Source organism: Ruegeria arenilitoris, from assembly GCF_013031355.1.
GTDB classification, from domain to species: Bacteria; Pseudomonadota; Alphaproteobacteria; order Rhodobacterales; family Rhodobacteraceae; genus Ruegeria; species Ruegeria arenilitoris_C.
In genome coordinates this window covers 536,183-554,434 of sequence record NZ_WPZO01000001.1, presented here as the reverse complement: position 1 = coordinate 554,434, position 18,252 = coordinate 536,183, and the positions used below count along the sequence as shown (strand labels likewise).

Sequence of the window (18,252 nt, the reverse complement as noted above, 5' to 3'; positions counted from 1 at the left end):
GGGGCGCCCCTTGCGATACGCAAAAGGACAAAACATGCTGGAAATCAAGAACCTGCACGTACAACTTGAAGAAGAAGACAAGCAGATCCTGAAAGGTGTGGACCTGACGGTTGAAGCTGGCAAGGTACACGCGATCATGGGCCCGAACGGCTCGGGCAAGTCGACGCTCAGCTATGTGCTGTCGGGTCGGGACGGCTATGAGGTCACCGAAGGTTCGGCCACTCTGGACGGTCAAGACCTGCTGGAGATGGAGCCGGAAGAGCGCGCTGCTGCGGGTGTCTTCCTGGCGTTCCAGTACCCGGTGGAAATTCCCGGTGTTGGCAACATGACCTTCCTGCGTACTGCCGTTAACGCGCAGCGCAAGGCCCGCGGTCAAGAGGAGCTGTCCGCCGCTGAATTCCTGAAAGAAGTGCGTGCCAAGGCAAAATCTCTGAAAATCGACGCCGATATGCTGAAGCGTCCGGTGAACGTCGGTTTCTCGGGCGGTGAGAAAAAGCGCAATGAAATCCTGCAGATGGCCATGCTGGAGCCCAAGATGTGCATTCTGGACGAGACCGACTCGGGCCTCGACGTGGATGCGATGAAGCTGGTGTCCGAAGGCGTTAACGCCCTGCGTGACGAAGGCCGCGGCTTTCTGGTGATCACCCACTATCAGCGTCTGCTGGACCACATCAAACCTGATGTCGTGCACATCATGGCGAACGGCCGTATCGTGAAATCCGGCGGCCCCGAGCTGGCGCTGGAAGTTGAACATAATGGTTACGCCGACATTCTGGCCGAGGTGAACTGATGGCTTTGCCGCAAGCAAAACAGACCGCTACCGAGGAACGGTTGGCCTCGTTGACCATGCCCGATGCCGGATGCACGCGTGCCGCGCGTGAAGATGCTTTGGCGCGTGTGTTGGAGATGGGTCTGCCCGGACGGCGCGACGAGTATTGGAAATACACGCGCCCCGACACTTTGATTTCGCCGGAAGCGCCACATGCTGCGCTGTTCCTCTCGGATGAGGAGACCTTGTTCGGCGAGATCGACCGTTTGAAAATCGTCTTCATCGACGGCGTGTTCAGCGCCGAAGAATCGGATGATCTGGAGCTGGAAGGCGTCAACATTGATCGGATTGAGGATATCTGCTGCAAGGATATCCATTGGGCCAAGGAATTGTACGGCGTTCTTGAGGCGCGCGGGCAATCTCCGGTTCAACGGCCGCTGGCAGCGCTAAACACTGCTTTTGCCGGGGATGGCGTAGCGATTCATGTCACCGGCAAGCCGTCCAAGCCGATCAGCCTGATCTATCGCCACGCATCAGAAACGTCGGATGCCATGCTGCATCACATTGTCCGTGTCGAAAGCGGGGCCGAGGTTACGATTCTGGAAAACGGTCCGGCAGCGTCCCGATTCAACAAGTGCATGGAAATCGACATTGCCGATAATGGCACGCTGCATCACGTGCGTGCGCAGGGTCGCGATCACGAGCGCCGGGCAATGACCCATATGTTCACCCGTCTGGGAGCGGTATCGACCTACAAATCGTTTACCCTGACCGCAAATGGTGTTCTGACCCGCAATGAACAGGTCATCGAACTGACCGGCGACGATGCGGTTGCCCATGTGGCGGGTGCCTGCGTTGGCGATGGTGACTTCCACCACGACGACACGGTATTCATCACCCATGACGCGGTGAACTGCGAAAGCCGTCAGGTTTTCAAAAAGGTTCTGCGCAATGGCGCGACCGGCGTGTTCCAGGGAAAGATCCTGGTCAAGGCAGGCGCGCAGAAGACAGACGGCTATCAGATCAGCCAGTCGCTGCTGCTGGACGATGACAGCCAGTTCCTCGCCAAGCCCGAGCTTGAGATCTACGCCGATGACGTCGCGTGCTCGCACGGATCGACCTCGGGGGCGATTGACGAGACGGCTCTGTTCTACCTGCGCTCGCGTGGCGTGCCGCACAAGGATGCCACCAATATGCTAACCCTGGCCTTTCTGGCAGAGGCGGTGGACGAGATCGAAGACAGCGCACTGGCCGAAGAGATCGTTACCCGTCTGGAAGGCTGGTTGGCGCGGCGCAGTTGATGCCTGTCACATCGGATATCGTGGCCACGTACCGGGGGCCGGGGCGTGTGGTGCGCCGGCTTCTGGACTTGGGTGAACGCGAAGACAGGGCGTTGATCTTCGTCATGGGGTTCTGCGTGGTTGCGTTTATCGCGCAGCTTCCCAGTCTTGCCCGACGCGCGCATTTGGAAGGACTTGAGCTGAACATGCTGATGGGCGGGGCCTTGCTGGGCACTGTCATCATCCTGCCGCTGTTCTTCTACGCGCTGGCTTTTTTGTCTTATGGCGCTGCCCGTTTGGTCGGAGGTCGCGGAACAGCTTACGGAGCCCGTCTTGCGTTGTTCTGGGCGCTGCTGTCATCAACCCCTCTGGTTCTGTTGAATGGTCTGGTCGCCGGGTTCATCGGACCGGGTCCGGCATTGACTCTGGTCGGCATGATCTGGCTCGGGGTGTTTTTCTGGTTCTGGCTGGCCGGTCTCAGACAAGCGCAAAGGCAAGCAGAATGAATGTTGTGAACCTTGCCGTTCAAACTGTGATCAATCCGGCCGTGGTCGCCCGGCAGTTGCTGGATATCCGCCTCGGACGCGAAGTTCTTTGGTTGGCGTTTTTCCTGGCTGTTGTTCTGAGTTGCCTGGTGCAGGTCGGAATGCTTCAGTTTCTACCAGTCCAAGAGGGGGAGCTGGCGCCAGTATCAGAGTCGGTTGCTCTTTACCTGATACGTTCGGCCGCCTTTTTACTTCTCAGCATTCTGGCGTTTTTGCTTGCGGGGCGCTTACTTGGCGGCGTCGCGACCTTTAATGGCATCATGACACTGATTGTCTGGCTGCAATACCTACAGATCGTTGCGATGCTCATCACTCTCGTTCTGGCGATGGTCCTTCCGTTTTTGATGCTGATGTTTTCGCTCGCAACATTTGTTCTGAGCCTTTACGTCACGCTCCATTTCCTGAATGAAGCCCATAAATTCGGATCGCTCTGGAAAGCATTCGGAGTCATTTTGCTGGCCGGTGTGGTTGCTGTGCCCTTTGTCCTCGCATTGATGCCCAACGCCCCGGTATAGGGATAAGAAGACCATGTATGACGTAGAAAAAATCCGCGCAGACTTTCCAATCCTGTCGCGCGAGGTGAATGGCAAGCCGCTGACCTATCTGGACAATGGGGCCTCGGCGCAAAAGCCTCAGGTTGTTATCGACGCGGTAACGCGAGCCTATGCTGAGGAATACTCGAACGTTCACCGAGGTCTGCATTTCCTGTCGAATCTGGCGACCGAGAAGTATGAGGCCGTCCGCGGCACCATCGCTCGTTTTCTGGGCGCGGCGGATGAGAATGAGATCGTCCTAAACTCGGGCACGACCGAGGGGATCAATCTGGTTGCTTACGGCTGGGCGATGCCGCGGCTGCAGGCGGGGGATGAGATCGTCCTCAGCGTCATGGAGCATCACGCCAACATCGTCCCCTGGCACTTTCTGCGCGAACGTCAGGGCGTTGTCCTGAAATGGGTCGATGTGGACGCCGAAGGCGGCCTGGACCCGCAGGCGGTGATCGACGCGATTGGGCCCAAGACCAAGCTGGTTGCCGTGACACAGTGTTCGAATGTTCTGGGCACCGTGGTTGATGTAAAGGCCATCACGCAAGGCGCCCATGAAAAGGGTGTTCCTGTGTTGGTCGACGGCAGCCAGGGCGCCGTGCATATGCCGGTCAACGTGCAGGATATCGGCTGCGATTTCTACGCAATCACCGGGCACAAGCTGTACGGTCCGTCCGGCTCGGGGGCGATCTATATCAAATCGGAACGCATGGCCGAGATGCGCCCCTTTATCGGTGGCGGCGACATGATCAAAGAGGTCAGCAAGGATCAGGTGATCTACAATGACCCGCCGATGAAGTTCGAGGCCGGAACCCCCGGTATCGTTCAGACCATCGGTCTGGGCGTGGCGCTGGACTACATGATGGATCTGGGGATGGAGAACATCGCCGCGCATGAGGCTGGGATTCGCGACTATGCCATGCAGCGCCTGAACGGCCTGAACTGGGTGCAGGTGCAGGGCACCCGCGCGGACAAGGCGGCCATCTTCAGCTTTACGCTGGACGGGGCAGGGCACGCGCATGACGTTTCGACGATTCTCGACAAGAAGGGCGTCGCCGTTCGGGCTGGCCATCACTGCGCAGGTCCGTTGATGGATCACCTTGGAGTCACTGCTACATGCCGCGCCAGCTTTGGCCTGTACAACACCAAGGACGAGGTCGACACGCTGATCGATGCGCTGGAACTGGCGCATGATCTGTTTGCCTGAAACCTGACCGATCCGGGAAGATTTGCAGTTGCACCCGGATCGGAACAAGGTTAGCTAACGGCCAAGGCACCTGTAGCTCAGCTGGATAGAGCGCTGCCCTCCGAAGGCAGAGGCCAGAGGTTCGAATCCTCTCAGGTGCGCCAAACTCCCTTTTTATTAGGCTCTGCGCAGTGCTCGTTGTGATCGCCGTTTTCCGCAAGCCTTAGCGCCTTTTCCGGTGCCCCAAAAAACAAAGAGCGCCCAAGGGCGCTCGTCGTTTCGAAACTGTGCAGGGTGTTTAGCCGCCCCAGCTGCGGACCTGACCGCAATCCATGTGGACGAAGTTTGAACGGGAGTATTTGCCCACGCCACCAGCGCGGCAGGACATGGCCGCTTTGGCCATCTGCGAGACCGAACGGGACGACAGGCGCAGGTCGGCGGCCTGACCTTTCATATGCAGCGAGTTCTTGGCAACCCGGCGCGAGCGCGACCGCAGCATCGCGTTGGTCTGCGGCGAGCGATAGCCCGAAAGCAGCATATACGGTTCGTTTACATCCAAAAGATTATGCGAGGCCGCCATAATGTCGATGGTGCGCAGGTCCATGTCCTTGACCTGATCGGTCCGCCAGTCGCGCATGAAATGGTTGACCTCTTTCACGGCGTCTTTGATGTATTTGCCATCGACCCAATAGATCATGTCGATGCGTTCGCCGGTACGGCCGGAATACATACGAATACGCCGAATGTCGCCACCGCCACGAAGAAACCCTGCCGCATTGGAATAAGTCGGTGCCGCCACAACTGCCGTAGCCGCGAATGCGCCCAGAAGGGCACGCCGGGTCAAGCCCGAGGTACTGCTCATCGTCATTTCAGTTTCGTCCCGTACTGTTCCTGCCTGCGCACGATGTTACGCGCGCGTTCTTAATTTTTTCCCATCCCAGATGCGGGATTTATGGCACAGTCGCGAAAATCAGCCAAGAAGTCTTTCAAAATCACCTTTTCAAGGGGGAATTTTCGGCAGTTTTTTGCGCAGGTGGCGCAATTATGTATAATTCAGAGGCATTTGGCGGCGCTATTCCGCTGGGCGATGCAAACACGCATCACGCTCTGACAGATGCGCCGCGGTGATACATTTGTGAATAGACAAGCTGCACGGGACGCAACCATAGTTGATCGGCACGCTCCCCAGCGGCGTAAAATAATGAATAATCAAGGCCATCCCATGTTCTCAGGTTTTCGGACGCGTTCTAGTTTTATTTTAACGGCATGTTTTCTGGCTTCAGCATCAATCTCAGGCGCAGAAACCCGGCCGGCAACGGCTTATCAGATGGCTGTCGCGGAATTTGCCCCCTCGGGGTCAGGGATTTCGGAGTTTTACCGGGAAAACGGGTTTGCGCCGGTTTGGGTTGGGGAATCGCCTGAGCACCTGGCGCGACGGGCGCGGTTGATCCGGGCCTTGTCGGGCACTGACATGCACGGACTTCCGCAGGGCTCGTACAGCGTTCAGGCGCTTTTGGATCAGATGCAGAACGCCCGCACGACGCGTGATTTTGGCGCGGTCGAGATCCAATTGAGCCGCGCGTTTGTGGAATATGCCCGCAACCTGCAATCCGGCGCGCTGCGGCCCTCTGCAATTGACGATGGATTGGTGCGCAAGGTCGAAAGGACTTCGGCCAAGGACCATCTTCAGGCGTTGGTCGCGGCAGAGAACGGCAGCTATTTCGATCAGCTTGCCCCGCAATCGACGCAATACCGGGCGTTGATGAAGCAGAAGTTGATCCTGGAAAATCTCGTCAACCAGGGGGGCTGGGGGGCGACGGTTCCGGTGTCCAAGCTGGAATACGGTGACACGGGACCCAATGTAATAAAGATGCGTAACCGTTTGGTTTCCATGGGCTATCTGCGTCCTACTGCCAGCCCGGACTTTGACGATGCTTTGTTGGCCGCGGTGCAGGCATTCCAGACCGATCACGGGCTTGCAGCCGACGGCGTTGCTGGTCAGGGCACGATCACCGAGCTTAACCGCAGTGCTTCGGATCGGCTCAAGGCGGTTTATGTCGCGCTGGAACGTGAACGTTGGTTGCCGCGCGAACGCGGCGCGCGGCATATTCTGGTCAACCAGACCGATTTTTCGGCCAAGATCGTGGATGAGGGTGCGATCACTTTTGAGACCCGCGCCGTGATCGGCAAGAATACCCATGACCGTCGCAGCCCCGAATTCTCGGACGAGATGGAGCATATGGTCATCAACCCAAGCTGGTATGTCCCGCGCTCGATCATCACCAAGGAATACCTGCCTAAGCTGAAGTCTAACCCGAACGCGGTCGGCCATATCCAGATCACCGATCGCAGCGGCCGTCAGGTCAATCGAGGTGCGGTGGATTTCACCCAGTTCAATGCGCGCAACTTTCCGTTTGCGATGCGACAGGCGCCGGGAACCAGTAACGCGTTGGGGCTTGTGAAGTTCATGTTCCCCAATAAGTACAACATCTATCTGCATGATACGCCTCAGAAAAGTCTGTTCGCGCGTGAGGTGCGGGCGTTCTCGCATGGCTGTATCCGCCTGGCTCAACCCTTTGAGTTCGCCTATGCGCTGCTGGCCAAACAGGAAGAGAACCCCAAGGCGTTTTTCCACCGAGTGCTGAATACCGGCAAGGAAACCACGGTGCGTCTCGAGGAACACGTTCCGGTCCATATCATCTACCGAACGGCCTTTATCGGACCGAAGGGAAAGGTTCAGTATCGTCGGGATGTCTATGAGCGGGACCAGAAAATCTGGGAAGCTCTGCAGAAAGCAGGGGTAGCCCTGCCGGACGTTCAGGGGTAATCAGCGGGGCAGGTCCTTAATCCGGGAAGCCCGATATGCACTACACCATCCAGCAAATCGCCGATGCCCTTGGGGCGGAAAGTCAGGGCGACACCAGCCTTACTATCGAACGCGCCGCCGAACCGGCGGATGCCAGGGCGACCGATTTGGCGATGGCGATGTCTCCGAAATATGCCGAGGCGCTGAGCGGTGCGTCCGCACGGGCCGCCGTCTTGTGGGAAGGGGCCGACTGGCAGGCTTTGGGTCTGGAAGCGGCGATTTTTGTTCCCCGGCCGCGTATGGCGATGGCAGGGGTGACCGCGATGCTGGATCGCGGGCAGGGGGTTGAGCCGGGGATTCACCCCTCGGCGGTGATCGACCCAACGGCGGAAATCGGCGAGGGTGCCTCAATTGGTCCTCTGGCCGTTGTTGGCGCGCGGGTGAAGATCGGCAAGGGCGCGGTGATTGGCCCGCATTGTGTAATCGGGATGGACGCGGTTCTGGGCGATCATGCGCTACTGCGCGAGATGGTCAGCATCGGTGCCCGGGCGCAAATCGGCGACCGTTTCATTGCCCAACCCGGCGCGCGGATCGGTGGCGACGGGTTCAGCTTTGTCACCCCTGAGGTTTCCGGTGCCGAAAACGCGCGTAAGACGATGGGTGATCAGGGCGACGCGCGGGCGCAAAGCTGGCTGCGCATTCATTCTCTGGGCGCGGTTGAGATTGGTGACGACGTCGAAGTTGGTGCCAATTGCACGGTCGATAACGGTACGATCCGCAATACCCGCATCGGCAACGGCTCGAAACTGGATAACCTCGTGCATGTCGGCCACAACACCCGTGTCGGGCAGGACTGTCTGCTGTGCGGCCAAACCGGTGTGTCCGGCTCGGTCGAGATCGGCAACAACGTGGTTCTTGGTGGCCAGACCGGCGTGGTCGACAATATCTTTATCGGCGACGGCGTGATTGCAGGAGGCGGTACAAAGATTCTGTCAAATGTCCCTGCGGGCCGTGTGATCATGGGCTATCCGGGCATCAAGATGGACACCCATACCAACATCTACAAAGCACAACGTCGTCTGCCGCGCATAGCTCGTGACGTCGAGGCGTTGAAAAAGGCTGTTTTCAAACAGCCTCCGAGTGATTAAATCATCCGCAACGGGATAATCAGAGGACCGACATGAGCATCACCGACCGCGTCATCGCAATCATTGCTGAGCAGGCCGTGCTGGAGCCTTCGGACGTCACACCCGAAAGCACACTTGAGGATCTGGGAATCGACAGTCTGGGTCTGGTCGAAAGCATCTTCGCCATCGAGGAAGAGTTCGACATCTCGGTACCTTTCAATGCCAACGAACCCGAGGCCAGCGATTTTGATATCTCGAACGTTGCCGCCATCATCGCCGGTATCGAAAAGCTTGTGTCGGAAAAGGTCTGACAAAGCCTCATGAAACGCGTTGTTATTACCGGGGCCGGCACGATCAATTCGCTGGGCCATTCGGTCGCCGAGACGCTTGAAGCCATGCGCGAAGGGCGTTGCGGTATCTCCGAGCTTGAGTTCCGCGACGTTGAACGGCTTTCCATCAAGATTGGCGGTCAGGTCCGTGGGTTCGAGGCCGAAGGGCGGTTCAACCGCCAGCAAATGAGCCTCTATGACCGGTTCACACAATTCACCCTGACCGCTGCGAAAGAGGCGATCGATCAATCTGGGATCGAGTTTCATGGCGATCTTGCCGCGCGGTCCGGCGTGGTACTGGGTACTGCCGGGGGTGGTGTTTCGACCTGGGACGACAATTACCGGTCGGTTTACGAAGATGGTAAAAACCGCGTTCATCCATTTGTTGTACCCAAACTGATGAACAACGCTGCAGCCAGCCATGTGTCGATGGAGCACAACCTCAAAGGCCCGAGCTTTACCGTCTCGACGGCTTGCGCATCGTCGAACCACGCCATGGCGCTGGCGTTCCAGATGGTACGCAGCGGGGCGGCCCCTGCAATGATCACTGGTGGGTCAGAGTCGATGCTGTGTTTCGGCGGCGTGAAGGCTTGGGAAGGGCTTCGGGTCATGTCTCGCGATGCCTGCCGCCCGTTCAGTGCGAACCGTAACGGCATGGTTCAGGGTGAGGGCGCTGGTATCTTCGTTTTTGAGGAATATGAACATGCCCGCGCCCGGGGTGCCGATATCCTGTGCGAGGTGGTTGGGTTTGCCATGACCTCGGACGCATCGGATATCGTGATGCCCAGCAAGCAGGGCGCGGCACGGGCTATGGCAGGTGCCTTGGCGGATGCGCGTCTGAATGCGGATCAGGTCTGCTATATCAATGCGCACGGCACTGGTACGGCCGCGAATGACAAAACCGAATGCGCGGCCGTTGCCGATGTATTCGGACCGCACGCAGATGATCTGATGATTTCTTCTACGAAATCCATGCACGGCCACCTGATCGGTGGTACCGGCGCGGTGGAACTGCTGGCCTGTATCATGGCCCTGCGGGATGGCGTGATCGCTCCGACTATCGGCTATGAAGAGCCTGACCCGGAATGCGCGCTGGACGTTGTGCCCAACGACGCCCGCGAAGCAAAGGTCGAAGTTGCCTTGAGCAACGCGTTTGCCTTTGGCGGGCTCAACGCGGTGCTTGCGCTCAGGAAGGTTTAAAACAGCAATAAAGTTAAAGAAACGTCGCCGTTCGGACACGGCGACGTTTTTTTGTCGTGCCTTAGTTCTGGTTCACGCTCAGCCCGTCGAACCCGGCGGTGAAGCCTGAAAGGGACATCTCCAGCTGCACCAGCTGTGTGGGCGCAAGAACCGAAACCATAGACATCTGTGCCTTGCTGCCGGCTTTCATCGCGTCCACGTCACCCTGAGTAAAGCCCAATTGGGCGATGCAACCGACCGGGGTGCAGGTGTGATAGTTATAGCGCTTGCCAGGCGCTCCATCGATCGAAAATGCCAGCTGCGCCTGCAGAAGAATTTCCAGAGGCACGATAACGGTTGCGCCGGCTACCGCCGGGGCAGTCTCGGGCAGTTTTTCAATGGTGATTTCCGCAATGGGCTGACGCTGCGGGCCCAGCAGAATCTGTCGCAAGGCGCAGGGGTCGTTGTCTGTGCCGGAATTGATGCACGTAACAGACCAGTCTCCGACCTCTTCTTTGACATATTGCTCGCCAACGCGAGGACCGCTTTCGCCCAGATCGAGATTGCTTCCCGCCTCTGTCTGCGGCGCTTCGGCTGCGGGTTGGCTTTCCTGCGTCGCTTCTTGTGCGTAAACGGCACTGCCGCACAGTACGGCGGCCATTACGTTGAAAGAGAGAAGTTTCTTGATCATGAATGCCTCGGCAGTGTGATTGAGCTTTTTTTTGGGTCTTACCACCGTTCGATCACGGTGTCAGGCACTAAGCTTTACAAACGCCCGGATGTGATCGGTTTTTCGCCGTTTACCGACGTTCCCGGCCAATGAAAAAGGGAGCCGGTGGAGCGGCTCCCTTCCAGAATTGTTCTCCCCGTCGGACTGGCCGACTTAGTTATGGGCAGACGTTACGAAAGGCGGGCGCAGCGGTCAACTGCAAACCTTGAAATTTAACGGAAGATACAGGTTTCCGTTAAAAAAACCGCGCCCGAAGGCGCGGTCAGTCTGACAGGGAGGAAGTTTGCCACCTTGCACCATTCGCGACGAAGGCGGCGATTTGACTATCGCAGTCAAAGGTTAACTTTGTATGCTGGGGGCAGATCGGTGGAAATTAAGGCCTTACATACATGGAAAATAACATTTTTCTGGGCGGTGCGGGTGACGACTATAGCCAGCCTCAATCCCTGACGTTGAAATATGCCAATCGGCATGGGTTGATTGCCGGTGCAACGGGCACGGGCAAGACGGTCACCCTGCAAATCCTCGCAGAAGGGTTTTCACAAGCTGGGGTTCCTGTGTTCCTGTCCGACGTCAAAGGGGATTTGTCTGGGCTGGCGAAGGCGGGCAGCGAAACTCACAAGCTCCATCAGGCGTTTCAGGATCGTGCGACGCGCATCAGGTTTCAGGATTACGCCTATGCCGCGTGCCCGGTGACGTTCTGGGATCTGTTTGGTCAGCAAGGCCACCCGGTGCGCACAACGGTGACCGAATTGGGCCCATTGCTGTTGTCGCGCCTCATGGACCTGAGCGAGGCACAGGAAGGCATTCTAAACATCGCTTTCCGGGTCGCGGATGAAGAAGGAATGCCGCTGCTGGACCTCAAAGACCTGCAAGCCCTGCTGGTCTGGATTGGTGAGAACCGGGCGCAATTGTCTCTTCGCTACGGCAATGTCTCAACTGCTTCGATCGGGGCGATCCAGCGGCGCTTGCTGGTGTTGGAAAATCAGGGTGGCACCAACCTGTTCGGCGAACCGGCGCTGGAGCTTGCCGATTTGATGCGAACGGATGAGAACGGGCAGGGGATGGTGAACATTCTGGCCTCGGACAAGCTGATGGGCTCTCCGCGCCTGTATGCAACTTTCCTGTTGTGGCTGCTGAGCGAGTTATTCGAGGAACTGCCCGAGGTCGGCGACCCGGACAAACCCAAGCTGGTCTTCTTTTTTGATGAGGCGCATCTGCTGTTCGAAGACGCGCCAAAGGTTCTGGTCGACAAGGTCGAGCAGGTCGCCCGGCTGATCCGGTCCAAGGGTGTTGGGGTCTACTTTGTCTCACAAAACCCGGCGGACATCCCCGAGGACATTCTGGGGCAGCTCGGTAACCGGGTGCAGCACGCCCTGCGGGCGTTCACCGCCCGGGACCGCAAAAACCTACGTCTGGCCGCCGAAACCTATCGCGAGAACCCGGCCTTCGACACCGAAGCTGCAATTCGCGAGGTTGGCGTGGGCGAGGCGGTGACCTCGATGCTGCAGAAAAAGGGGGTGCCGGGTATTGTTGAACGCACCCTGATCCGCCCACCTGGGTCTCAGCTTGGGCCAATCACCAAGGCCGAGCGTCAGGCAGTTCTGGCAGCATCTCCCATGCAGTCCAAATACGGCACGCTGAAGGATCGCAGGTCGGCGTTCGAAATCCTTCAGGGCCGTGCGGATGAGGCTGCCAAAGCTGCTGCAAAAGCGGAAGAGAAGGAAGAGACCCAGACAATAGCAGAACGCGAATTCGCCACGGCCCGCCGGTATTCCGGTGGCCGATTGGGGCGGTCATCCTCCCGAGTCTTGCGGAAGAAGGATACCTTTGCCACCGCCATGAGCGAGGCGGTCATCAAAGAGCTCAAAGGGACAACCGGCCGCCGTATCGTCCGCGGTATTCTGGGCGGGCTGTTTAGGGGCCGATAAGCGCATGGCGCCGCGCGGTGTGTCTGCCGCCCGGCGCCGATCCCGTTACTTCAGGCGACGCTGGCCTTCCTGTTTACAGTAGGCGTCCGCCTCGGGCACCGACATCTTGGTAGCCGGGAAATCGATGGCACGGTCCCAGGATACCCGGTCATGTCGGTACAGTTGGCAAGTCACCACGCCCTTGGGGGTCTGGACCTTGACTGGTGTGGTCTCCAAATCTTCGGGGGACGGGATACATGCAGCCAGGCTGGCGACGACTGGCAGCATGAGGATCTTGGGGAAAATGGAAGTTTTCATACGTCGTCTTCTTACTCTCGAGAGGTGGCCTGTAGTTTCAGCCCCGATTGACTAATTAAACGTGAAGGCGATCTGGCGCAGGTCCGGAATGTGCCTAACGATGACCTCGTCTATTCACGTTAGGTTCATGAATCAAGAAACCGCGCCGATTATGTGGCGCGGTTCCAAAATTTTCTTGGAATGTGATCTATTTTTCCGGGATCAGGCCCCTTGGACTGAATCTGAGAACAATCAGCAGGATCATGCCCATGGTCAGCAGGCGCATATGCGCGGCGCTTTCGATCAGATGCGCCTTTAGCGCGCTGCCATCGGGCAAACCCGAAGTGATCAGGTTCATAAGCCACAGGCCGATGGGTTCGACCTGAACCCACAGGAACCAGATCACGAACGCACCCAGTACAGCGCCGAAATTGTTGCCCGAGCCGCCAACAATCACCATCACCCAGACAAGGAAGGTGAACCGCAGCGGCTGATACGCGCTGGGGGTCAACTGACCGTCCAGAGTGGTCATCATCGCGCCCGCAACGCCGCAGATGGCTGAGCCCAGAACAAAGATCTGCAGATGGCGGCGGGTGACGTCCTTGCCCATCGCCTCGGCCGCGACTTCGTTGTCACGAATGGCGCGCATCATGCGGCCCCAGGGGCTGTGAAGGGCTTTTTGTGCCATCCACAGCAGCACCAGCAACACGATCAGGAACAGAAGCGAATAGCCCAGCTTAACCGAAAGGGTCGAGGCCGTAACCGGGTCCAGCCCCAACCAATCTGCGCGTGCTACAAAGCCGGGATCGTTCTGCAGATCGACCTCATAGCCAACAACCGGTGCCGGGCGCGGGATGCCGTAAACGTTCTTGACGCCCCGGGCCAGCCAATCCTCGTTCTTCAGGATCGCGATGATGATCTCGGCGATCCCCAGCGTTGCAATCGCCAGATAGTCCGAGCGCAGACCCAGAGCGGTCTTGCCGATCAGCCAGGCCGCACCTGCAGCCAGCAGACCCCCGGCTGGCCAGGCCAGCAGCACCGGCAGGTTCAAACCGCCAAGGTTACCCGCGACGGCCGGTTCAATCGCCTCGACAGCCGCCGTGTTGGGATCGAGAACGGCACGATAGATAAAGAACCCGACGATCAGAATTGCGATGATCGACAGGGTTCGAACTCGGCCTTTCGGCATCTTCTGTGCGACCAAAACGGTGGCCACAACGGTCGCGGCCCCCAGCAACATGGCTAGGACGATACCGAACCCGCCTGCAGACCACGCCCCGGGCGTGGTCGGGGTCGAGACCAGGACAACCGCCAGCCCGCCCAGCGCGACAAAGCCCATGACGCCGACGTTGAACAGCCCGGCAAAGCCCCATTGCAGGTTCACCCCCAACGCCATGATGGCCGAGATCAGTCCCATGTTCAGGATCAGAATCGCGGCGTTCCAGCTCTGCGTGAACCCGGTCAGCAGGATCAGGCCGCCGACCACGGCGAAAAGCAGCGTGTTTTTGACAGGCTCGGTCATACCGCTTTCCCTTTAAACAGACCCGTAGGTTTAAACAGCAGTACGATCAGCAGGATCACGAAACTGACCGCGAATTTGTAGTCGGTGGACAGGAATTGCACCAATCCCGACGGCTCCAGGCCTTCCGGCGCCAGATAGGTAAGCACCTTTTTCCAGGCATATGTGATCGTCACCTCGGAAAAGGCGATGATGAAACCACCTGCAATAGCACCCAGAGGGCTGCCGAGGCCGCCCACAATGGCCGAGGCAAAGATCGGCAGCAGAAGCTGGAAATAGACGAAAGGCTTGAAGCTTTTATCCAGCCCATAGAGCACGCCAGCAGTGGTCGCCAATGCGGCGACAATGATCCATGTGATCATTACGACGCGTTCGGGGTTGATGCCGGACAGCAGCGCCAGATCCTCGTTATCCGAATAGGCGCGCATCGACTTGCCGGTGCGGGTCTTGTTGAGGAACCAGAACAGCAGCGCCACGGCGACAACAGCTACGATCACAGTGATGCCCTGAGAGGTCTTGATCGCCAGCCCTTCACGAAGCCCGGTCATCTCACGAAAATCCCGAGCGGACACGATGAACCGCGCGCCGTCCGAGAACCTTTGGTCATCCGGTCCGATGATGAACCGCACCAGACCGTTCATGATGAACATCACACCCATCGAGACGATCACCAGAATGACCGGTTTGGCCTTTTGTTCCCGGTAGAACCGATAGACCAACCGGTCGGTGATCAGCACCAGAACGATACAGCCGAGAATGGCAAAGGGCAGAGCCAATAGGGCGGTCGGCAACGGACCGAAGCTGACCCCCGCGGCCTGTAGCCCCCACGTGACCAGCACGGCGATCATTGCGCCAAAGGCCATCGTGTCGCCATGGGCAAAGTTCGAGAACCGCAGGATGCCATAGATCAGAGTGACGCCCAGCGCCCCCAATGCCAGTTGGCTGCCATAAGCAATTGCAGGCACCAGCACAAAATTCGCAAGTGCGACAAGCGCGTTTAGTATGTCCATTTCACCTTCTCATTCCGCCGGGTGCGGCCTTATGGCATAGCAGTGAGCAAAGACACAATATTTCTGGTGTTTGGGTATGCCGAAAACCTTAGAAAAAACGGCATCTGCGCAACGTGACGTTAGGGAGACAAGTACGCGCCGGACTGGTTCAACCTTTTTCCGGCGCATAGCAGGTTGGCAACTGCTGCGCTGATTGCCTCAGTTCAGAGTCTTGCAGACACCACGGTCGTTACGTTGCTGTCCGCCAGAAGCCCGAACCTCAAGGTGTCCGGTGTCGGACTTTATAGTGTAACCGACGCTTCCGTTGTCTTTAATTTGTAGGAATTCCTGCGCGCCAAGGCTGGGGTACACGAGGACTTCATGCTCTTGCCCTTCAGCTACCAGAAGACCTTTGGATTGGCCGTCGATCTTTTTCAGCGTGACCTGGCGGACAGACCCAATGGGTTTGCAGCCACCGGATTTACAGCTTTCGGTAATCTGGCACTCAAAAACAACTTCACCTTCCGCTGGGTTTTGCGACACGGCCTGAGCGGTCGCGGGCAGGACAATAGCGGCAAGCGCTGCCAGATATTTCATGATGTGTCTCCTGAATGGGGCGTCTGCCCGACATGGTTGAGAATCAAATGCTCGATTCCCGCTGTTCGCGCGCTGTGAGTACGTGCGGAACGTGGCGAAAATTTAGCCGGTGCGGAATTTTTAGGGGGTCGTAGAAAAGGTTATAGGGCGTTGTAAATGAATGATATTATTTGACCGCAGGGCGGCCAACATCAACCCTGATCACAGTTTGGCCTCATTCCCTTAGAGCAAGCAGCTTTAGAGACTTGAGGGCACAAGGACGAAGTTGGTCAGCGCCACAAGGGTGTTGAGGAAGTTTCTTAAAACTCCCGCTCACAATCGCCTTCAAATACGCGACGTGCGTCGAAGGTCTCTGAATATTCGACATATCGCTGCGGAACGACAGCGAGCGTAGCCGTCAGTTTTGATGGTGGTGTTCGTGCCAAGAATATGATCGAGCGGCTATTTTCATTTTCTTGAGATGCAATCATCAACGAGTTTTCAGATGTGACCACGTACTCTGTTCCGTTCGAAAGGCGTACTCCGGAAGTCGCTTCACCAGCCGCGGCGGTACCATCAATGATGAAACCCCCGAAATTGCTTCGAATCTGGTTGGGTGGATTGCCGATAAACTCGATATTCAGCGCCGAGCCCACGCATTCCGCCTCGTTTTCACAGACTTCACTTAGAAAGCATGTTTCGGCTTCAGCAGCACTGCAAATTGAGGCCAAGATCAATATCTTAGGTATCCCCACGCTACCCACCCAAGAAACTCTTCCGTACTTCCGGATCAGCCAACAGTTCCTTGCCCGTGCCGGTATAGGCATTCCGTCCCTGAACCAGCACATATCCCTTGTCTGCGATCTCCAGCGCCTGACGGGCGTTCTGTTCGACCATCAGGATCGGCAGGCCGGTGCGCGAAACCTCGATGATCCGATCGAACAGCTCATCCATCACGATGGGTGAGACACCAGCGGTCGGTTCGTCCAGCATCAGCACCTTGGGCTGGGTCATCAGTGCGCGACCCACGGCAACCTGCTGGCGTTGACCGCCCGACAGCTCTCCGGCGGGTTGGTTGCGTTTGTCGCGCAGGATGGGGAAGAGGTCATAGACCTGCTCCATCGTCTGGCTGATATCGTCGCGACGGATGAAGGCTCCCATTTCGAGGTTTTCTTCGACCGTCATCGACGTGAAGATGTTCGAGGTCTGCGGTACGAAACCCATGCCTTTGATCACGCGGTCCTGAGGCGAGAGGTTGGTGATGTCCTCTCCATCCAGACGAACCGAACCCGCGCGCACGTCTAGCATTCCGAACACTGCCTTCATCGCGGTGGACTTACCGGCACCGTTGGGGCCGACGATGACGGCAATTTCGCCCTTGTCGACGGCAATGGTGCAGTCGTGCAGGATATCGGGGCCTTTGCCGTAGCCGCCAGTCATGGTGTCACCGATCAGGAACGGACCGCCGCCGACATAATGCGTTTCACCGCTGGTCTGATGGGCAGGTGTCATGGTGCCCGCACCATGGGGATTGGTGATCGTCGCGTCCTTGTTGCCGTGATCGTCTTGGTAGGGGTTGTCGCTCACGCTCCGGCCTCCAGCTTGTCTTTATTCTTCAGGCCGGTGCCCAGATAGGCCTCGATCACGTGTTCGTTGGCCTTGATTTCGTCCAGAGTGCCCTCGGCCAGAACCTTGCCCTCGGCCATACAGATGACCGGGTCGCAGATCTTGCCGATGAAATCCATGTCGTGCTCGATGACCACAAAGGTATAGCCGCGTTCCTTGTTCAGACGCAGGATCGTGTCGGCGATAGTCATCAGCAGGGTGCGGTTTACGCCCGCGCCGACCTCGTCCAGGAACACGATCTTGGCATCGACCATCATGGTGCGGCCAAGCTCAAGCAGCTTCTTCTGCCCGCCCGAGACCTGACCTGCCTTGTGGTCGGCCAGATGCTCGATGGTCAGAAACTCAAGCACCTCGTCGGCCTTGGCACGCAGGGCGCGCTCTTCGTCGGCGATGCGTTTGCGGCCGAACCACGTGTTCCACAGCGTCTCACCCGATTGCGCGCCGGGGACCATCATCAGGTTCTCGCGGCAGCTCATCGAAGAAAACTCATGCGCGATCTGGAAAGTACGCAGCAGGCCCTTGTGAAACAGCTCATGTGGGGGCAGGCCGGTGATATCCTCTCCATCCATGACGACGCGCCCGGATGTCGGAGGCAGAACGCCCGCGATCACGTTGAACAGGGTGGTCTTGCCGGCGCCGTTCGGTCCGATCAGGCCAGTGATCGAACCTTTTTCGATCTTTAACGAAGCGCCATCCACCGCGTGGAAGCCGCTAAAATGCTTGTGCACGTCTTCAACGACGATCATGGTCTTCCCTTGTCTTTTCCCCGAAAACAGAGGTGCAGCCTTTTGTCACTGAAACAGCCCGGGCACAAGGCCCGGGCTGCTGTGTTTGGACTGAAT

General features: G+C 57.9%; 19 protein-coding genes and 1 tRNA gene. 11 read left to right on the top strand and 9 right to left on the bottom strand.

Annotated features, from left to right (window positions below):
* The first annotated feature begins 34 nt into the window (after nucleotides 1–34).
* The 6 genes from sufC (at nucleotide 35) to GOX63_RS02725 (ending at nucleotide 4,486) form a co-directional block, all read left to right on the top strand.
* Complete coding sequence (gene sufC / locus GOX63_RS02750) at nucleotides 35–790, top strand: Fe-S cluster assembly ATPase SufC (protein ID WP_170324947.1); 756 nt, start codon at nucleotides 35–37, stop codon at nucleotides 788–790.
* The gene (sufD, locus tag GOX63_RS02745; RefSeq protein ID WP_170544714.1) at nucleotides 790–2,070 is read left to right on the top strand and encodes a Fe-S cluster assembly protein SufD; all 1,281 of its coding nucleotides are present in this window, start codon (nucleotides 790–792) and stop codon (nucleotides 2,068–2,070) included. The genes sufC and sufD overlap by 1 nt, the downstream gene beginning before the upstream one ends.
* Nucleotides 2,070–2,555: a YIP1 family protein gene (locus GOX63_RS02740; protein ID WP_170324945.1), complete on the top strand. Its 486-nt coding sequence runs from the start codon at nucleotides 2,070–2,072 to the stop codon at nucleotides 2,553–2,555. Before sufD ends, GOX63_RS02740 begins: the two co-directional genes overlap by 1 nt.
* Nucleotides 2,552–3,109, top strand: coding sequence for a YIP1 family protein (locus GOX63_RS02735; RefSeq protein WP_170324944.1), 558 nt, complete (start codon nucleotides 2,552–2,554; stop codon nucleotides 3,107–3,109). Before GOX63_RS02740 ends, GOX63_RS02735 begins: the two co-directional genes overlap by 4 nt.
* Nucleotides 3,110–3,122: 13 nt before the next feature.
* Nucleotides 3,123–4,343 (top strand): cysteine desulfurase, encoded by a 1,221-nt coding sequence (locus GOX63_RS02730; protein ID WP_170324943.1) that lies wholly within the window; start codon nucleotides 3,123–3,125, stop codon nucleotides 4,341–4,343.
* Nucleotides 4,344–4,409: 66 nt separating this feature from the next.
* Nucleotides 4,410–4,486: transfer RNA gene (locus GOX63_RS02725), tRNA-Arg, on the top strand.
* A 134-nt stretch (nucleotides 4,487–4,620) separates the two neighbouring features.
* On the opposite strand, the gene GOX63_RS02720 is transcribed toward GOX63_RS02725, so the two are convergent.
* Nucleotides 4,621–5,190, bottom strand: a complete 570-nt coding sequence (locus tag GOX63_RS02720; protein ID WP_170324942.1) for a YcbK family protein — start codon at nucleotides 5,188–5,190, stop codon at nucleotides 4,621–4,623.
* Nucleotides 5,191–5,544: 354 nt separating this feature from the next.
* Between GOX63_RS02720 and GOX63_RS02715 the strand changes: the two genes are divergently transcribed.
* The 4 genes from GOX63_RS02715 to GOX63_RS02700 are packed head-to-tail and all read left to right on the top strand — an operon-like array spanning nucleotide 5,545 to nucleotide 9,784.
* On the top strand, nucleotides 5,545–7,149 hold the full coding sequence (locus GOX63_RS02715) for a L,D-transpeptidase family protein (protein ID WP_170324941.1): 1,605 nt from the start codon (nucleotides 5,545–5,547) through the stop codon (nucleotides 7,147–7,149).
* A 35-nt stretch (nucleotides 7,150–7,184) separates the two neighbouring features.
* Entirely contained in the window at nucleotides 7,185–8,276 is a 1,092-nt protein-coding gene (gene lpxD, locus GOX63_RS02710) for a UDP-3-O-(3-hydroxymyristoyl)glucosamine N-acyltransferase (RefSeq protein ID WP_170324940.1), read from the top strand.
* Nucleotides 8,277–8,308: 32 nt separating this feature from the next.
* The gene (locus GOX63_RS02705; protein ID WP_170324939.1) at nucleotides 8,309–8,566 is read left to right on the top strand and encodes an acyl carrier protein; all 258 of its coding nucleotides are present in this window, start codon (nucleotides 8,309–8,311) and stop codon (nucleotides 8,564–8,566) included.
* A gap of 9 nt (nucleotides 8,567–8,575) precedes the next feature.
* Complete coding sequence (locus GOX63_RS02700) at nucleotides 8,576–9,784, top strand: beta-ketoacyl-[acyl-carrier-protein] synthase family protein (RefSeq protein WP_170324938.1); 1,209 nt, start codon at nucleotides 8,576–8,578, stop codon at nucleotides 9,782–9,784.
* Between the two features lie 61 nt (nucleotides 9,785–9,845).
* On the opposite strand, the gene GOX63_RS02695 is transcribed toward GOX63_RS02700, so the two are convergent.
* Nucleotides 9,846–10,454 (bottom strand): invasion associated locus B family protein, encoded by a 609-nt coding sequence (locus GOX63_RS02695; protein WP_170324937.1) that lies wholly within the window; start codon nucleotides 10,452–10,454, stop codon nucleotides 9,846–9,848.
* 428 nt (nucleotides 10,455–10,882) lie between these two features.
* Here GOX63_RS02695 and GOX63_RS02690 point away from each other — a divergent pair, with 428 nt between their 5' ends.
* The gene (locus tag GOX63_RS02690) at nucleotides 10,883–12,424 is read left to right on the top strand and encodes a helicase HerA-like domain-containing protein (protein WP_170324936.1); all 1,542 of its coding nucleotides are present in this window, start codon (nucleotides 10,883–10,885) and stop codon (nucleotides 12,422–12,424) included.
* 45 nt (nucleotides 12,425–12,469) lie between these two features.
* On the opposite strand, the gene GOX63_RS02685 is transcribed toward GOX63_RS02690, so the two are convergent.
* From GOX63_RS02685 to GOX63_RS02655, 7 genes are all read right to left on the bottom strand, one after another.
* Nucleotides 12,470–12,721 carry a hypothetical protein gene (locus GOX63_RS02685; protein ID WP_170324935.1) on the bottom strand — a complete coding sequence of 84 codons (252 nt, stop codon included), beginning with the start codon at nucleotides 12,719–12,721 and terminating at the stop codon, nucleotides 12,470–12,472.
* 187 nt (nucleotides 12,722–12,908) lie between these two features.
* On the bottom strand, nucleotides 12,909–14,222 hold the full coding sequence (locus GOX63_RS02680) for a branched-chain amino acid ABC transporter permease (RefSeq protein WP_170324934.1): 1,314 nt from the start codon (nucleotides 14,220–14,222) through the stop codon (nucleotides 12,909–12,911).
* Nucleotides 14,219–15,229: a branched-chain amino acid ABC transporter permease gene (locus tag GOX63_RS02675; RefSeq protein WP_170324933.1), complete on the bottom strand. Its 1,011-nt coding sequence runs from the start codon at nucleotides 15,227–15,229 to the stop codon at nucleotides 14,219–14,221. Before GOX63_RS02675 ends, GOX63_RS02680 begins: the two co-directional genes overlap by 4 nt.
* Before the next feature lie 198 nt (nucleotides 15,230–15,427).
* Nucleotides 15,428–15,805, bottom strand: coding sequence for a hypothetical protein (locus GOX63_RS02670; RefSeq protein WP_170324932.1), 378 nt, complete (start codon nucleotides 15,803–15,805; stop codon nucleotides 15,428–15,430).
* A gap of 299 nt (nucleotides 15,806–16,104) precedes the next feature.
* Complete coding sequence (locus tag GOX63_RS02665) at nucleotides 16,105–16,440, bottom strand: hypothetical protein (protein ID WP_170324931.1); 336 nt, start codon at nucleotides 16,438–16,440, stop codon at nucleotides 16,105–16,107.
* Nucleotides 16,441–16,540: 100 nt separating this feature from the next.
* Nucleotides 16,541–17,371 (bottom strand): ABC transporter ATP-binding protein, encoded by an 831-nt coding sequence (locus tag GOX63_RS02660; protein WP_170324930.1) that lies wholly within the window; start codon nucleotides 17,369–17,371, stop codon nucleotides 16,541–16,543.
* Entirely contained in the window at nucleotides 17,368–18,156 is a 789-nt protein-coding gene (locus GOX63_RS02655) for an ABC transporter ATP-binding protein (RefSeq protein WP_170324929.1), read from the bottom strand. The genes GOX63_RS02660 and GOX63_RS02655 overlap by 4 nt, the downstream gene beginning before the upstream one ends.
* Between the last annotated feature and the right edge of the window lie 96 nt (nucleotides 18,157–18,252).

What these genes read in the sequence shown, in the direction of transcription:
- GOX63_RS02695 (WP_170324937.1), bottom strand. Translation starts at nt 10,454, where the DNA reads ATGATCAAGAAACTTCTCTCTTTCAACGTAATGGCCGCCGTACTGTGC.
- GOX63_RS02730 (WP_170324943.1), top strand. Translation starts at nt 3,123, where the DNA reads ATGTATGACGTAGAAAAAATCCGCGCAGACTTTCCAATCCTGTCGCGC.
- sufC (WP_170324947.1), top strand. Translation starts at nt 35, where the DNA reads ATGCTGGAAATCAAGAACCTGCACGTACAACTTGAAGAAGAAGACAAG.
- GOX63_RS02685 (WP_170324935.1), bottom strand. Translation starts at nt 12,721, where the DNA reads ATGAAAACTTCCATTTTCCCCAAGATCCTCATGCTGCCAGTCGTCGCC.
- GOX63_RS02680 (WP_170324934.1), bottom strand. Translation starts at nt 14,222, where the DNA reads ATGACCGAGCCTGTCAAAAACACGCTGCTTTTCGCCGTGGTCGGCGGC.
- GOX63_RS02740 (WP_170324945.1), top strand. Translation starts at nt 2,070, where the DNA reads ATGCCTGTCACATCGGATATCGTGGCCACGTACCGGGGGCCGGGGCGT.
- GOX63_RS02715 (WP_170324941.1), top strand. Translation starts at nt 5,545, where the DNA reads ATGTTCTCAGGTTTTCGGACGCGTTCTAGTTTTATTTTAACGGCATGT.
- lpxD (WP_170324940.1), top strand. Translation starts at nt 7,185, where the DNA reads ATGCACTACACCATCCAGCAAATCGCCGATGCCCTTGGGGCGGAAAGT.
- GOX63_RS02690 (WP_170324936.1), top strand. Translation starts at nt 10,883, where the DNA reads ATGGAAAATAACATTTTTCTGGGCGGTGCGGGTGACGACTATAGCCAG.
- sufD (WP_170544714.1), top strand. Translation starts at nt 790, where the DNA reads ATGGCTTTGCCGCAAGCAAAACAGACCGCTACCGAGGAACGGTTGGCC.
- GOX63_RS02655 (WP_170324929.1), bottom strand. Translation starts at nt 18,156, where the DNA reads ATGATCGTCGTTGAAGACGTGCACAAGCATTTTAGCGGCTTCCACGCG.
- GOX63_RS02720 (WP_170324942.1), bottom strand. Translation starts at nt 5,190, where the DNA reads ATGACGATGAGCAGTACCTCGGGCTTGACCCGGCGTGCCCTTCTGGGC.
- GOX63_RS02670 (WP_170324932.1), bottom strand. Translation starts at nt 15,805, where the DNA reads ATGAAATATCTGGCAGCGCTTGCCGCTATTGTCCTGCCCGCGACCGCT.
- GOX63_RS02700 (WP_170324938.1), top strand. Translation starts at nt 8,576, where the DNA reads ATGAAACGCGTTGTTATTACCGGGGCCGGCACGATCAATTCGCTGGGC.
- GOX63_RS02735 (WP_170324944.1), top strand. Translation starts at nt 2,552, where the DNA reads ATGAATGTTGTGAACCTTGCCGTTCAAACTGTGATCAATCCGGCCGTG.
- GOX63_RS02675 (WP_170324933.1), bottom strand. Translation starts at nt 15,229, where the DNA reads ATGGACATACTAAACGCGCTTGTCGCACTTGCGAATTTTGTGCTGGTG.
- GOX63_RS02705 (WP_170324939.1), top strand. Translation starts at nt 8,309, where the DNA reads ATGAGCATCACCGACCGCGTCATCGCAATCATTGCTGAGCAGGCCGTG.